Source organism: Psychromonas sp. B3M02 (genome assembly GCF_003318165.1).
Classification (GTDB): Bacteria; Pseudomonadota; Gammaproteobacteria; order Enterobacterales; family Psychromonadaceae; genus Psychromonas.
In genome coordinates this window covers 1-15,756 of the sequence record NZ_QOCB01000126.1, presented here as the reverse complement: position 1 = coordinate 15,756, position 15,756 = coordinate 1, and the positions used below count along the sequence as shown (strand labels likewise).

Below are 15,756 nucleotides of genomic sequence, written 5' to 3'. Positions count from 1 at the left end.
GTTTTTATTGCATTAGTGATACGAAACAAACATCCATCTTATGATATTTTGATACTATGTTACTTAATTAACCTTAAATTAAGCTAGTCCTTTGTAGGGTTTCCAAAGAATGTGCACTTGCGCTTGTTAGTAAAAAAATAAGAATGATGGATGAATAAATGAATATTTCCCAAATGGAAGAAGCTGTTAAAAATTTAGTATCCGACTTAGTTTCTAGCAAAGTTGACCAGAACGAGTTTATATACCAGCTAATGGTGGCATATGGTCACCGTAAAACAACCATAGGTCGTATTAAATCAGGTGAACGTAACTTAGCTAAAGTTGAAGGCGAAGTTAGAGCTAAGCGCCATATATACTTTAAGCAAAGCCAAAATGATTGTGTGTTATTGGATATTGATAACATGAAAAAAGAGCCGTCAGTTGCTCGTGATAAAATTCGTTTTGTTATCGCTACTGACTTTAATCAGTTAGTTGCCCTAGATACCCGTACCCACGATACCTTAGATATTGAATTTACCGAGCTAGGTAAGCATTTTGACTTCTTCTTGCCTTGGGCTGGAATGGAAAAAGCGGTTTACAAAGGTGAAAACCCTGCTGATGTTAAAGCGGCAGAAAAAATGGCTAAGTTGTTCGACTTGATCAAAGCTGATAATTTTAGTGAAGAAAACAAAGACGACACTAACGCACTTCATAACTTAAACGTATTTTTAACCCGTTTACTCTTCTGCTTTTTTGCGGAAGATACGGGTATATTCAAACAGAACCAATTCAGTGCTGAACTTGAATCACATACTAAAGTTGATGGCTCTGATGTTGATGGTTACTTAAATCGTTTATTTGAAGTGTTGAATACAAGCAAAGATAACCGTGGTGATTTACCTGACTATCTAGCAAACTTTGAATATGTAAATGGTGGCTTATTTGCAAACACCATAGCCTCGCCAAGGTTTTCAACTAAATCACGCAAAATGCTGATTGAGTGTGGCAGTGAACTAGATTGGTCGGATATTAATCCTGATATTTTTGGTTCGATGATCCAAGCGGTGGTTCACCCTGACCAGCGTGGCGGTATGGGCATGCACTATACTTCAGTGACCAACATCATGAAGGTAATTGAGCCGCTATTTTTAGATGAGCTTTATGCTGAATTTGAAAATATTGAAGACAATATTGATGCTAAGTTAAAACCAAGCCGTTTACGCAAGTTACATGATCGCATTGCTGAAATTATAATATTTGATCCTGCTTGTGGCTCAGGCAACTTTTTAATTATTGCTTTTAAAGAACTCCGTAAGCTTGAAATGGAAATCATCAAGCGATTACAAGAACTAGATCAAAATGATAACCAAGACGACCTATTTGGTGATGTTGGTTTAGATTCATCTTTTTCACGTATCAAACTTTCTCAATTCTATGGCATTGAGCTAGATGATTTTGCTCATGAAGTTGCCATACTTTCTCTTTGGTTAGCTGAGCATCAAATGAATGTTGAGTTTAAAGCTGAGTTTGGGGAGTGTGAACCAACATTACCTCTACAAAGCAGTGGTCAAATTGTGGCAGGCAATGCTTTAAGGTTAAATTGGTTTTCAGTTTGCCCAAATAATGGAGAAGAAATTCATATAATTGGTAATCCACCTTACATAGGTGCGAGAAAACAATCTCCAGAGCAAAAAGAGGATATGAAACACACGTTTTTCAATGAAAACAGTTTCAATATTGGTAGCCTAGATTATATTGCTGGTTGGTTTTTAAAAGGAGCTAATTATATTTCGGGCACTCAAAAATTTGCTTTTGTATCCACTAGTTCAATTTGTCAGGGAGAGCAGGTAAGTTTTATGTGGGATGGTATATTAAGAAAAAATGTAAATATAATTCTTGCTATCCCTGCCTTTAAATGGACAAATAATGCGAAAAATCAAGCTGGTGTATATTGTGTAATTGTTGGTTTAGGCTCTAAAGATAAAAGTTCGAATAAAAAAATATTAGTAGATAATTATTGGAATTCTGTTGCTTATATAAACCCGTATTTAACCAGTACAAATATAACTGCTGTAAAACCTAGAAGTACTCCTTTGTCGTCACTACCCAAAATGGGGATCGGCAATAAACCTGTAGATGGGGGGGGATTTTTATTTACTGAAAATGAGAAGAATAGCTTTCTTGAAATTGAACCAAAAGCGAAGCCGTTTTTTAAAAAATGGTTTGGAGCACAAGAATTTAATTCAGGTGTATACAGGTGGTGCCTTAGTCTGCAAAAAATCAGTGATGAAGAAATATCAAACCTTCCCCAAGTAGCTAGAGTTATTGAAAAAGTTAAGGCGTTTAGACTTAAAAGCACCAGTAAACCAACTATAAAGCTTGCTGGCACACCAAGAAATTTTCATGTCGAAAATTTCCCTAGTACCAACTTTTTGATCATTCCAAAAGTCTCTTCATCAGTAAAAGATTACTTACCAGTTGGACTATTAAAGAAAGAAGATTTAGCTAGTGATTTATTGAACGTAATTTCTTCTGAAGACTTATTTTTTATGGGTTTACTCTCTTCAAAGATTCATTTGATTTGGACTACGGCTGTATCAGGGAAATTCGGAAATGGGATTAGGTACTCTTCTAAAATATGTTACAACACTTTCCCTGTTCCAGAGGTTACAGAGGAACAAAAAAATCAAGTTCGCTCAGCGGCACTTAATGTTTTACTTGAAAGAGAGGCTTATAGCGATATGAGTATCTCTAGATTATATTCGGACTCTATGCCTATCTCATTAAAGAAAGCGCATGAGATATTAGACAAAACAGTTGAACAACTTTATACAGCAGAGCTACTAGATACTGAAGAAGAAAAACTAAATCTACTATTTAACTTATATAACAAGATGACAGGAGGTCAAAATGCGTAATTTAATGGAATTCAAATATGCCCAAAGTGGTGCTAGCTCAAATACTAATGATATGGGTATGCGAGCCATGCAGTCTCGTGCATTTGAAGGCAGAAACAGCCAATACTTACTATTAAAAGCGCCTCCTGCATCAGGTAAGTCTCGTGCATTAATGTTTTTAGCGTTAGACAAACTGCATAATCAAGGCGTTAGAAAGGCTATTGTTGCAGTACCTGAACGATCTATTGGTGGATCGTTTGATACGACTGAATTAAGCAAATATGGTTTTTTTTGTGATTGGGAAGTTGATAACAACAATAACCTCTGTACGCCCGGTGGTGAAACCAGCAAAACCAAAGCGTTTAAGCGTTTTATGGCAGGTGATGATAAAGTGCTTATTTGTACTCATGCTACGCTGCGTTTTGCTTTCCAAGAAATCGAAGACACAGATTTTAATGATTGCCTAATTGCTATTGATGAATTTCACCACGTTTCTGCTGATGGTGAAAACGTATTGGGTGATGTTCTACGCTCTATTATGGAAAATAGCAATGCACATATTGTTGCTATGACAGGTTCATACTTCCGTGGTGATAGTGTTCCTGTATTAACACCTGAGCTTGAAGCACAATTCGATAAAGTATCATTTAACTATTACGAACAACTTAATGGTTATAACTACCTTAAATCACTCGGTATTGGTTATCACTTTTATCAAGGTAGATACACCGACGTTATTCATGAAGTACTCAATTCAGAAGAAAACTACGGCAAGAAAACCATTATTCATATTCCTAACGTTAATTCAGGTGAATCAACCAAAGAAAAGTACGATGAAGTAGATGCCATTTTAGAAGTATTAGGTGAAGCCGGTAAACGTGACCCAGATACTGGGGTTATTCCTGTTACTCGCCCTGACGGTACAGTAATTAAAGTAGCCGACTTAGTTGAAGAAAATGATCGCGACATTATTCAAAATTATCTACGTAATATAAAAAATGTAGATGATATGGATGTGATCATCGCATTAGGTATGGCTAAAGAAGGTTTTGACTGGGAGTACTGTGAACATGCATTGACCGTGGGCTATAGAAGCTCGTTAACTGAAATAATTCAAATTATTGGTCGCTGTACTCGTGATAGTTCAAACAAAATACATGCGCAATTCACTAATTTAATAGCCCAGCCTGATGCTGAAAATGACCAAGTAACGATTGCCGTGAATAACATGCTTAAAGCGATCACTTGTTCATTACTTATGGAGCAAGTATTGGCACCAAACTTTAAGTTTAAAGCCAAAAAAGATGATGATTTTGAACCAGCACCACCGGGTACAATGAAGATTGGTGGCTTTAAAGAGCCAAGCACAAAGCGTACTAAAGACATTATTGAATCTGACTTAGCTGATTTAAAAGCGGCTATTTTGCAAGATGATAAAGTAATTGCTGCTTCAGCAGGTAAAGTTGACCCAGAAGTCGTTAATAAAATACTTATCCCTAAAATAATTCAACGTAAATATCCTGATTTAACTGAAGATGAAGTTGAAGAAGTTCGTCAGCAAGTAGTTGTTGATTCAGCGGTAAGTACAGCGGAAGTAAGTGAACAAGGTGGGAAAAAGTTTGTTCGCTTAGCTGATAAATTTATCAACATTGATGAATTGAGTATTGATCTAATCGATCAAATTAATCCGTTCCAAAAAGCCTTTGAGATACTATCAAAATCAGTAACAACGGACGTACTAAAGCTTATTCAAGAGTCGATTCAAACCACCCGTATTCAAATGGATTTTGATGAAGCTAAATTGTTATGGCCTAAAGTTAAACAGTTTGTTCATGAAAATGGCCGAGAACCTGACTTAAACGCGTCAGACTTTACCGAAAAGCGTTTGGCTGAGTGCTTAATTTACATCAAACAAGAAAAGCGCAAAAGGATGCAAGCGTAATGAAAAATGAAGAATGGCAAAAATTCAAGTCGATGGAGATGAACGACTGGTTAAGCTTCATTAATGACGATGACGAATTAGGGCTTACAGCGGTTAAAGTTAAATCTAAAGCGCCAACGGCTGATGAACACTTAGTCGCTAAGTTTCAGGAGATAAATGACTTCTATAAAGCGAATGGTCGTTTGCCCGAAAACAATATGGCAAACATTAGTGAGCTAATGTTATTTAAACGGTTAGATTCTATTAGAGGTAATGATACCCAGTGCCATGCGCTAGTTGACTTTGATGAATTTAACTTGTTACCACTAACGCATGAAGTGGCAGAGCCTGCGGCAGAATATAAAGCAAAACCGAAAGCTGAACCAAAGCCAGTGGTAAAAGAAATTAATTCAGTTGAAGACATATTCGCTGATGATGATTTTGGCTTACTAGGTGAGTCTGACGATAGCATTTTTAATATAAAACATGTGAAAACAGATAAGCGTGCTGAAAGCGATTTCGTGGCAAGGCGTAAGGCGTGTAAGGATTTTGATAAATATAAAGACCTTTTCCCTGTGGTTCAGCAAGAGCTAAATAGTGGCCAACGTAAGATTATTGAGTTTGATGATAAAGGTGAAAAGCTTCAAGCTGGTGAATATTATGTGTTAAGTGGAGTGCTGATGTACCTCGAACATATAGATATCACCAGTGAAGCAAAAACTGTGGATGGAAAGCGTTTCAGAAAGGATGGGAGAACTCGGTGTATTTTTGAAAATGGGACAGAGTCGAACATGCTTTATCGCTCTATTGCTAAGTCACTATATGCTGATGGCAAAATGGTTTCACCAAAAGGCGAACACTTCTCTGATATTAAAAATGTTGGTGAAGATGATGAGTCCGCAGGTTTTATTTATATATTATCAAGCCAAAGTGAAGATCCTCGAATTAATTCAATTTCTAACTTATACAAGATTGGCTACGCAACTACACCTGTTGCCAAGCGTATCGCGAATGCTGCAAACGAACCAACTTACTTAATGGCCCCCGTAAATGTTGTTGCTGAATATGAATGCTACAACATGAACACACAAAAGTTTGAGAACCTTATTCATACCGTATTTAAAGATGTTTGTATCGAGGTTGAGATAGCTGATTTACAAGGCAACATGTGCAAGCCGAGAGAATGGTTCAGTGTGCCAATTGAACAGATAAATACGGCTATTGAGCTTATTGTAAACGGGCAGATTGTTAATTATCGATATAACTCAACCACGCAAAAAATTGAGTTGAGATAAAAACAGCAAATACAATGTGTAAGTGATTTTATGGGGATTTAAATGAAAACGGATTTTAGTGAAGGGTTCTATTCAAATGACAGTGATAAAGAGACGTTAGCAACAAGAAATACATTGCTAACAGAGCAAGTAGATGCTGTGAGACAAGAGAAAAATAAGCTGTTACAGTTTTTGAAATGCCAACTAACAGGTTACCTAGGCGTAAAGGTCGCTTATTGGATTCAGGGATCATTCAAAAACCATACGGTAATACGCCCTGTTCGTAGTAGTGATGAGTTCGATGTTGATGTAGGGCTTTATATTTTTGCCGATGCTGAAGGTCAAGGTGTTAATGCCTCTGATGCAAAAAGGTTGCTGAATAAAGCTTTGCAGGCTTATTGCGAATCTCATAGCACTGCTAAACTCGAAGACTCTAAACTCAATTGTGAACGAATATGTTTCCCTGATAATTTTCATATTGATCTTCCTCTTTATTACATAGATGAGAAAATAGGAAAGTGCCGCTTAGCTACCGAAAATAATGGTTGGATAGATAGCGACCCTAAAGCATTACAATCATGGTTTGATAATCAGATAAAGCATTTTTCTGATACTGAAAAGGCCCGATTACGTAGGGTAATTAAAGCTATAAAAACTTGGGTTAGCCTTAAGAATATAAAACTTCCGTCTATTGCAATATCAACTTTTATAGCTAGAAACTATGTTGGTTACGCTTCAGAAGAAGATGCTATATGGGAACTATCAAATAGCCTAACAAATTACATAGTAACTGGTGGGAGAATCCTAAGTCCTATTAATGGTGATGATTTAATAAGTGCTAAAGGCGAAGAACTAGATGAACTGAAAAGTGCTTGCTCACGGCTTCAAAGCGTTTTGAAAGCAGTTGCGCTCTCTGAGTCAATTGTCGTTTCTCACCAACTGTGGTCAATTGAATTTGAACATGTATTACCCCCTCTCAATTCGCTTAAAGTACAAGCTGGTAGTGAGAACTTACCAGCAATAACAACACCACCTCAAATCAGTGTTAAAACATCAAGCGGAGTGCCTGAGCAAGTTCTTAGTAATGTATCAGTTTATCGAGGAGATAAACTTAGCTTCAGAGTAGATAACAAAAATGATTTGGGACACAATCAAAGGTTTGATATCTCTGATTCAGTAACCGAAAACTGCGAGTATCGTGGTAAGCACTACATGGAGTGCACGATTTTAAATGGGGGCTTAATTGTAGGGGTGTCTACTGTAGTAGTTAATGTTCTTCGGCAACAAAGACCACTTCGCAATCCGCCTAAAAAACGATATGGACCAGTGAGATAAAAATATGTGGAAAGTTCTACCAAAGTTTGGATTAGCAAAAATATTAGTATTGTTATTATGCTCGATTGTAACCACTGGGCTAATTTGGGCTACAAAAGGTTGGACGGGTGTAACAATCTTTTTTTCTGAAGATGGCTTTAGCGTTATATCGAGCCTATTAATTCCTGTCTTAATTTGTTTTGTGGGCATTACTTGGTTGTTAGGTGTTTACGTTTGGCGATGGCTTTGGAAAATGCCAGTCATTGGAGTGCTATTGAATGAAAAGGTATGCCCTGATTTAAATGGCTCTTGGACAGGTAAAACCATTTCTACTTATAAAGATGAGCAAGGTAATCCATACGAAAAAGAAGTGGAAATGGTTATTAAAGCAACTTTCTTTGGTTTTGATATTCGCCTTGTATCAGTTGATAAATACCAGAGAAGTACTGTTATGCAGAGTGAGATCTTAAAAGATCCTCGTGATGGAGTCTTTTATCTTAGTTATATATTTGAATCAGTTGTCGATCAGCCCAAAGAAACTGATGATGCAAAATTTGATGGGGCGGCTCGATTACTTGTCAGGTTTGAAGATAATGACATTAAGCTTGTTGGAAAGTATTGGACAAACCGAGGTTGGCAAAGAAATATGCAAACTGCGGGTACTATATTTTTACAAAAGCAATAGATACTCGGGAAAACGACTCTTTCGTTTGACACTACTTGTGATAGTGCAATAGAACCTTGGTGCATACACGGCTGAATAAATATTTTATCAGTTAAGTTAATTTGTCAAAGGCCTTGATATTGAAGATAAGTATACTGTATATGAGGGGGGACAGAAGAATAACTTTCTTTATTTGAGCCCATGATTCAGGCGATACCGCTAAATGATAAAGATCGCTCAGAAGTTAAGTCGATTGCTAAATGAATTGAGCAAATACAAAAAATGCTAGTAATTGACTAGCATAAGAAGCAATTTACTAAAGTACCAGTATGCAGTTTAATTGAATAAGTATTAGATGAGTTATGATCCGGCCTGTTCAGTGTTCATAAGTATTTATACATTTTTTATGGAAAGTATTCTGACTGTATTTGACATTAATACAGTTTCAGAAGTTTATCGAGAGGTATAATAAAAAAATGGTTGTTCCTTATTTTCATGAAGGTGAATCTATTTATAGTTTTATATTCAGAGTTCAGTTAGTACATGGGATTAGTAACTTTACCAACTTAATCAGTTCTACTGGAAAATGGAGCATAGTTCTTGATGTTCAGGATGATAATAGCAAGGTTATTTTTTCTAGGTATAGAGAAGAAGATTTGATCGCCCTTATGAGGAATGTTGGAATCGCTCTAGACAGGGGGCCAATATTTAGTATACCCGTTCAATATACTGAAGAGTTACACGCTTTTATTCGCCCAAAAGCAAGGTACAAAGGTGCACGATTACCTACTGGTATTTCGGTAGAAATAAGGTACTGCAAGGATTGTATTTTAGAACAAATCTTCAAGCATGGTGTGGTTTTTTTAAGGGAGAGTGGCAAGTAAAAAATGTTTGTAAACAGCATAATATTCCCTTGTTTAAAGCCCCTTCCAAAGCAAGAAAAATAACAATAAAGAACATTATGCTAATTTTATCAGGTAGAGACCCTAATGAGTTTGAAAAAGTAGAATTAGATGATGAAAAAAGCGAACGTATCTCTTCATACTTAAATGTAGAGCCAATACTTAACTTAGCCCCATGCTTGAAAGATGCTTTTCTGGAATGGCTTGACAGTATTATTGAATACTTTCCTAATTCTTTATTGCAGAAAATTAGTATTTATTCCAATAAAGAAATAAATAAAATTGATAATACCCCGTTACTTAGGTATCTATTAAAAAACTCAAAATACCAAAGAATAGTATTAGAATATTTTGCTAATAATAGCTTCAAACTTCTCGATGATTTTTTAAGTAATCGAGCAAAAAAAGTGATTATGTATAATGGTGTATTTCATAAGAAAAACTTAGCAGGTGAAGCCTATATGTTGGCAAGCAGTGATTGCCAACGTTGCTCGATGAGATGCAATTAAACTCTTTCTTACGGGCCAACTTTATTGTCACTTCACATTAATACTGTGCAGTAACAATAAAGTTGGCCCGTAGTAATGTTCGTTTTTATTCTTATCTTATATTTTAAAGTAGAGAGTAATTGTGTCACGTGGACGAAAGCTAGCGTCTTTAGAAGATTATCAACAGGTACTTAAAAACAAATATGGGATTGGAGAAGGTAAGTTTTATAAACCTAGGCTTGAAATTAAGATGTAAAATCTAAAGGTACGAGAAGTATTATACAAGTCAATTAAAAGGACTAGAAGCCCATCAACCTAAGTCACTTTGGGGCACTAAGTGCCCTAGAAATTTTCCACTAGACACAAAAACACCACTAATTGGGTGTCCTCCAAGTTATGCGTTTAATGACTGTTATGGTAAATAGTCATTTTTCTTAGACAAATAACGACTTTATCATTAAACTAATACTAAACATTTAAAACTAATAGCTAAGCAGTCAATACCCGTCTTAAAACCACGAGCTAAAATTCATCACAGAGAGATGATTATTTTGGTGATAAATATACTGTTCTCATTTAGGATCATTTTCAGGCTCGAATAGCTAAATAACTCTGTTTTCTCTCTTACTGGATTATTTTTTGTAGATGTTAACAGGAGCGGTTTGTAAGGCACTTTGGAGCGAAAGCGAGATACAAAAATTGAACATCGCCAAGTTTACTTGTTAAATGCAATGAAAATATTTCAATGGGTGAGCTTCCCTCGATTTTGTAGCTAAATTAGGTTTCAGCCCACAAGCGTAATAGGTTAGCGTGTGATTTGCTGATTTTGTCAAAGGCGTTGCTTTTACCTTGTGCTTTCATGATTTCTCGTCTGGCATTATCTAGATCTTGTAGTACCTCACGTTGGTCTGCATGACGAATATAACTCTCTAACCAAGTAATACCTACATGCCTTACCCCTTCAGTTACTGGATTGACTCGATGTAATGAGGTTGAAGGATAAATAATGGCGTGACCTGCCGGTAGTTTATAACTGAGCTGCTGCGCACCAAATGAAAAGACTAATTCTCCGCCTTGATAATCATCTGGGTTGGATAGGAATAGGGTGCAGGATAAATCGGATCTGAGTATTGCTTCGCTACCCATTAACGCATCATCAACATGATCCCCATAGCCACCTGAATGTTGGCTTTGGCTAATCAAAAAAGGCGCTATTTTTTTAGCATAGGTGCTGGTGGAAAATTCTGGATGTGTGACTAATTGGCTGGTTAGGGCGTTAGTGACTTCTGACTCTAGCTCAGGCGTTGCTTGCCATTGCTGATTAGTTTTCATTGATTTAGCTGCCCAACCTGCTGTTTCGGAACCTGCATAAAACTCGCCTAATGTAAGTGTATTATGGATGTTAACTAAGGTTTCTTTGTCTAATACGTTGTCTAGGATCGTGATCATGAGATTTTATCTTACCTTTTATTAATGAGAGTGGGCAGTAGTATTACTACCCACTCATTTTAACCGTTATAAACGGTATTTAAAGTCCAAGGTGATTGAACGAGGGTCGTTGGCTTCTGCAGATACCCAGTTTGGTGTTGTGACAACACGACTTTTGTCAAATAGGTTGCGTACCACTAGTGATACATCCCATTTGTCCATTTCGTAGTAAGCACCAAAGTCAAACTCTGCATAACCAGGAATGGTGTAGTCATCATCGTTACGAGAACCTTCTACACGCATCCCTAAAGCAAAACGCATTGGCTCATTTTGCATCGCATAGCTATTCCATACTGAGAATGCGTGGTATGGCGTGTAGTTAGCTTGTTTACCAGCATCATCACCAGTGGTATCGTGTGCATCTGTGTAAGCATAGCTGACACGGCTAGAGATTTGGTCATTAAAGTGGAAGATGGCATCAACTTCTACACCTGTCGATCTAAATGCTTCACCTAACTCTTGTGTTAAGACACGCTCTCCATCGATGGTTTCAGTACTCGTTGGATTTTTAGTGTTGATGTAGAATAACGTCACACTCGCATCTAGTTTCTTATCAAAGAAATCGCCTTTCACACCAATTTCATAGTTGTCACTTTCTTCTGACTCATACTCAACACCATCTTGGCCATATTGGATTAAGTTTGATGTATCCACTGGCTCATAAGCTTGGCTGTATGAAGCAAATAGGTTGATTTCAGGGTTAAGTCGGTAGACAACACCTAGATCATAAATGAAGTTAGTTAGGTCTTGGTCATAAGCATCATCACTTGAACTTGTTTCTTCACCTACGTATTTAGTGAAACCAACCCCTAGTGCTAAGGTAAAGTCGTTAAGCGAAATACGATCTTTTAGATATAAATTAAGCTCTTTATCAGTCGCGGTAGAAAAATCGCCGTCTTTTAGAGAGTCAGGCATTGCTGAGTATAATTGGCTATCTGGATCATAAAGGTCAATCGTGTATAGACCAACTGCTTCTGCGTTATCTTGGAAGTTACGCATAAATTTAGTTTCTTTATAACGGAAGTTCGCACCGACAATAAGATGATGTTCAAGCTCTCCAGTATCAAATTTGCCTTCGGCATTCATATCTAGTAATGCATATTGATCTTCACCTTTCGCGTATACCCATTTTCTTTCGAAGGTGGTATCACCAATGCTGTTACCTAGCGCACTACTATTACTAATGTATAAATCTTGAGATTCTGATTCAGTACGAACCGCGGCTGCACGTGCATTTAACGTCCAGTTTTGTAATTGATGTTCAACGCTAAGTTCTAATGTCGTTGATTCTGTGGTGCCTTTATCAAGCGGGCTGCCGTAGTAACTACCACGGTTGATCACACTACCGTAGCTGCTAGTGGTATCACCTAATGTACCGTTAGCGAAGTTAGTGGTGAATACACCATCTGTCCAGGCACTGCCGCCAACTCTCTCTTGGTTTTTATATTCTACACGCGGTGTGATTTTTGTATCTTCACCGACCAAGAAAGTTAATGATGCATCAACTAGTTGATCATCATAAGAACGACCTTCTTGGTAACCATCAGCATCCGGCGTTAATTCTGCATTGATGCGGTACAATACTTTATCACTTGCTAATTCACCGGTAGAGTCGATGTTTACTGATGTTTGGTTTCTTTCAAAGTAGCCCGTGTCATCAGAAACAAAAGAGCGGTTTTTAATGCCTAAGGTTGTTTCAGATTCTTTTTTAGGCTTTTTAGTGGTGACATTTACCATACCGCCACCGACACCTGTTCCATATAAGATAGCATCAGAACCGGTAAGGAAAGTTGCTGATTCAAGGTTATAAGTGCTTGGTAAACGTGACCCTGTACCTGTTTCCCCACCTTGTAATGAGCGTAAACCATTCACCATAAAATTATCGATATTAGTTTCAATACCACGCACAATCACTCGACGCGCTGCCGAACTTTCTGTGTGGAAACTTGCAACATATTCAGCAACATCACGTGTATCTTCAGCAGCCATATCACTGATTTCTTTCTCCGATACTTGTACAACAGAACGACCAGTTTCTTTTAAAGTTAGGTTCATTTTTGTTGCTGTAGAGTCAACGGTATTATTAATACCTTGTTGCTCAGACTCTGCTGTTACAGTAATGGTATCAAGGCTTGATACTCCATCTTCTGCATCTACTTCTGCGGCAAATGAGGTTGGAGATAGCGCTGTGATTAGGGCTGAGCCTACTGCTAAATGAGAGAGTGATTTTGAGGTGGTGAAAGACTTGCTAGACATGCTCCAATGTTTCCTTTTTAAATAATTACTTTGTTAATCCATTTGGTATATCCAATATACTGGTGCGCACTTTAAACTAAATGATAACTATTACTAATAAAAGGATGGGTGATTTACATTTTTTACATTTGTTTTTGTGGTTATAAAACAAACGCATTATAGGTTAGTGAAAAAGGTGATGATGAATAGAAGCCTATTTATTGCCGAGAAAAGTAGCTAACGGTATGTTGTTTAGGTAGCAGAAAATAAAACACACTCATGCATATATATAAATGCATATGCAATTTATGTTATGTTTTGGCGAGAGCTACGCGAAGTCTGATCGTTTAGTTAATTATTTTTTAGTCTGTAGCCTGCTTAGGAGAATAAAATGTCCAATCGCGACTCGAATTTACCCAATATCCAAGAAAACACATTTGATATACCAAGTGTCGATAAATTAGTTGTTAATTCTGCAACAACAAGAGCTGTTCATAAACCAAGAATATTATTACTGTATGGCTCATTGCGAGATCGCTCTTATAGCCGTTTAGCAGTGGAAGAAAGTGCGCGTTTATTAGAAGCGATGGGCGCTGAAACGCGTATTTTTAACCCAGCTGGTTTACCGCAGCCGGATACGGAAGATGAAACCCACCCTAAAGTCAAAGAGTTACGTGAATTAATGATTTGGTCTGAAGGGCAAGTTTGGTGTTCGCCTGAGCGTCATGGATCAATGACGAGTATTCTAAAGAGTCAAATTGATTGGATGCCATTAAGTATCGGAGCGGTGCGACCAACACAGGGTAAAACCTTAGCAATCATGCAAGTGTGTGGTGGTTCTCAATCGTTTAATGCGGTTAATCAAATGCGTATTTTAGGTCGTTGGATGCGTATGTTTACTATTCCAAATCAGTCTTCTGTGGCAAAAGCATTTTTAGAGTTTGAAGAAGATGGACGTATGAAACCTTCATCCTATTACAACCGTATTGTGGATGTAATGGAAGAGCTGGTGAAATTCACTCTATTATTACGTGATAATAAAGACTATATGGTAGATCGTTATTCTGAGCGTGTTGAGAGTGCAGAGCAACTGAGTCAACGGGTTAATCAAAAAAGTATATAAATACAGAATTGAACACCGTGTCTAGCACGATGTTCAATTCCAGTAGGTTAAGTTGAGGGTGTTATCCGGCAGGTTGTAGATACTGTTCGATAATCTGTTTATGCTTCTGTGCTAATGCCCCTGCTTGTACAGGTGGGATGCGCTTTAAATCTACTTTTTGGTTAGTTTTAGAAAACTCATTCGCAAAGTGAGCGGCGAGATCATGTTTACGAGTTTGTTGAGATAAGTCAGCTATATCAGCAATATCGATACTTGGGTCAAAACGATGAAAGCCACGATAATTAAAGTGTTTATCTACCTGTAAATCGCTCAATCGAATAAACTCTTGCATTAACGCTCTGCTTAATGTGTTTAAGGTAAGGTCTTCAACCATTAAATACAGTGTTGCATTGGTCATTTCAGTTAATGTACTTCGCTGACTTTGATGGACATTGATATCAACTAGCCACAAACCATTAGGTCGTTGTTGAACCTCAGATAAACTTAAGGTGCTGTGATCATAAGTGATTTTAGTTAACGTATCGTTTATTTCTTGTTCTGCGCTGAGTACTTTTTTCTGTTCATTAACTACATCCTTTTTATTATAAAACTCAGCCATTAAAGGCAAATCAATATGTGTGTTAAATGGTGTAGTTGTGCTGTCGTTGAGTGTGAGTTTAAATAGCTCTCTTACTTCATGTTCACGCGATTTTTTAATGGCCAAAAATACACTTTGAATGACTTCAGAAGTTGGGAGTTCGGGTTCAACACGCCACTTCCTACCAAATAATAGCTTCTCTTGGTTTGCTTTCAGAGATGACTTTTTGTGGTAATTATCATGTCCGATAACACCGACTTGAATATATAAGCCACTTGCTTCTTGCGCTGCAAACACCACATATCTTGGGTCATATTCAATATCACAGATTAATGCTTCTATACTGGCTAGTGTATGATGATAAGTGAGGTAGTGTTGAGGCACACAATAATTACCATTACTCAGTAATACTTTTGGTGCTTTAGGCATGATCTTTTCACCTAAACGCAATGCGACTTGTTTCACCATCTGAGAGACCTTATAAAGAATATTTTACATTGAAAAGATATACGCCATTCAATTCACGAAAGTTCACTGAATTGTTAAAAAGTAAAAATAAAGACCTGATAAATAGATTAATAATTTCATCACATAGGCCTATTACTGTTATTCAATAATGGTGAGTAAAATAAAGGTATAAGATGAAGGATTGATGACTAAATAAGCTGAAGATAATACCAATCATAGTAAGTAACTGATCTATTTTACTTGTTAAAACAACTTATTTTTCGTTGTAAGTTTCGCATAGGGAACAACCATTTACATCAACTTACGCCTCAAACTAAGCCATTTTTCCGGCGCAAAATTTAGATCAGTTATTTAATACAATTGGTATTAATTTGTATAAACTCAAATTTCAGGCATAAAAAAACCAGCAGTTAGCCGGTTTGATTA

Annotated in this window: 11 protein-coding genes; 8 read left to right on the top strand and 3 right to left on the bottom strand. The window is 37.0% G+C overall.

Going from position 1 to position 15,756, the window contains the following annotated elements; all coding sequences use genetic code 11:
* Positions 1–158 precede the first annotated feature (158 nt).
* The 7 genes from DS885_RS13885 (at position 159) to DS885_RS13855 (ending at position 9,460) form a co-directional block, all read left to right on the top strand.
* Positions 159–2,897: a DNA methyltransferase gene (locus DS885_RS13885; RefSeq protein ID WP_113820020.1), complete on the top strand. Its 2,739-nt coding sequence runs from the start codon at positions 159–161 to the stop codon at positions 2,895–2,897.
* Positions 2,890–4,818, top strand: a complete 1,929-nt coding sequence (locus DS885_RS13880; RefSeq protein ID WP_113820019.1) for a DEAD/DEAH box helicase — start codon at positions 2,890–2,892, stop codon at positions 4,816–4,818. The genes DS885_RS13885 and DS885_RS13880 overlap by 8 nt, the downstream gene beginning before the upstream one ends.
* Positions 4,818–6,092, top strand: coding sequence for a GIY-YIG nuclease family protein (locus DS885_RS13875; protein ID WP_113820018.1), 1,275 nt, complete (start codon positions 4,818–4,820; stop codon positions 6,090–6,092). Before DS885_RS13880 ends, DS885_RS13875 begins: the two co-directional genes overlap by 1 nt.
* Positions 6,093–6,134: 42 nt before the next feature.
* On the top strand, positions 6,135–7,406 hold the full coding sequence (locus tag DS885_RS13870) for a cyclic GMP-AMP synthase DncV-like nucleotidyltransferase (protein WP_113820017.1): 1,272 nt from the start codon (positions 6,135–6,137) through the stop codon (positions 7,404–7,406).
* A gap of 4 nt (positions 7,407–7,410) precedes the next feature.
* On the top strand, positions 7,411–8,070 hold the full coding sequence (locus DS885_RS13865) for a hypothetical protein (protein WP_113820016.1): 660 nt from the start codon (positions 7,411–7,413) through the stop codon (positions 8,068–8,070).
* A gap of 455 nt (positions 8,071–8,525) precedes the next feature.
* Positions 8,526–8,933: a hypothetical protein gene (locus DS885_RS17545; protein WP_113820015.1), complete on the top strand. Its 408-nt coding sequence runs from the start codon at positions 8,526–8,528 to the stop codon at positions 8,931–8,933.
* Positions 8,873–9,460 (top strand): hypothetical protein, encoded by a 588-nt coding sequence (locus DS885_RS13855; protein ID WP_147232363.1) that lies wholly within the window; start codon positions 8,873–8,875, stop codon positions 9,458–9,460. The genes DS885_RS17545 and DS885_RS13855 overlap by 61 nt, the downstream gene beginning before the upstream one ends.
* 756 nt (positions 9,461–10,216) lie before the next feature.
* Here DS885_RS13855 and DS885_RS13845 read toward each other — a convergent pair.
* Positions 10,217–10,888: a Fe2+-dependent dioxygenase gene (locus DS885_RS13845; protein ID WP_113820013.1), complete on the bottom strand. Its 672-nt coding sequence runs from the start codon at positions 10,886–10,888 to the stop codon at positions 10,217–10,219.
* A 66-nt stretch (positions 10,889–10,954) separates the two neighbouring features.
* Entirely contained in the window at positions 10,955–13,183 is a 2,229-nt protein-coding gene (locus tag DS885_RS13840; protein WP_113820012.1) for a TonB-dependent siderophore receptor, read from the bottom strand.
* 370 nt (positions 13,184–13,553) lie between these two features.
* Here DS885_RS13840 and arsH point away from each other — a divergent pair, with 370 nt between their 5' ends.
* On the top strand, positions 13,554–14,285 hold the full coding sequence (gene arsH, locus DS885_RS13835; RefSeq protein WP_113820011.1) for an arsenical resistance protein ArsH: 732 nt from the start codon (positions 13,554–13,556) through the stop codon (positions 14,283–14,285).
* 61 nt (positions 14,286–14,346) lie between these two features.
* On the opposite strand, the gene DS885_RS13830 is transcribed toward arsH, so the two are convergent.
* Positions 14,347–15,330, bottom strand: a complete 984-nt coding sequence (locus DS885_RS13830; RefSeq protein ID WP_113820010.1) for a hypothetical protein — start codon at positions 15,328–15,330, stop codon at positions 14,347–14,349.
* Positions 15,331–15,756: the final 426 nt, after the last annotated feature.

Coding starts and splice junctions, on each gene's coding strand:
- DS885_RS13885 (WP_113820020.1), top strand. CDS start 159: ATGAATATTTCCCAAATGGAAGAAGCTGTTAAAAATTTAGTATCCGAC.
- DS885_RS13880 (WP_113820019.1), top strand. CDS start 2,890: ATGCGTAATTTAATGGAATTCAAATATGCCCAAAGTGGTGCTAGCTCA.
- DS885_RS13875 (WP_113820018.1), top strand. CDS start 4,818: ATGAAAAATGAAGAATGGCAAAAATTCAAGTCGATGGAGATGAACGAC.
- DS885_RS13870 (WP_113820017.1), top strand. CDS start 6,135: ATGAAAACGGATTTTAGTGAAGGGTTCTATTCAAATGACAGTGATAAA.
- DS885_RS13865 (WP_113820016.1), top strand. CDS start 7,411: ATGTGGAAAGTTCTACCAAAGTTTGGATTAGCAAAAATATTAGTATTG.
- DS885_RS17545 (WP_113820015.1), top strand. CDS start 8,526: ATGGTTGTTCCTTATTTTCATGAAGGTGAATCTATTTATAGTTTTATA.
- DS885_RS13845 (WP_113820013.1), bottom strand. CDS start 10,888: ATGATCACGATCCTAGACAACGTATTAGACAAAGAAACCTTAGTTAAC.
- DS885_RS13840 (WP_113820012.1), bottom strand. CDS start 13,183: ATGTCTAGCAAGTCTTTCACCACCTCAAAATCACTCTCTCATTTAGCA.
- arsH (WP_113820011.1), top strand. CDS start 13,554: ATGTCCAATCGCGACTCGAATTTACCCAATATCCAAGAAAACACATTT.
- DS885_RS13830 (WP_113820010.1), bottom strand. CDS start 15,330: ATGGTGAAACAAGTCGCATTGCGTTTAGGTGAAAAGATCATGCCTAAA.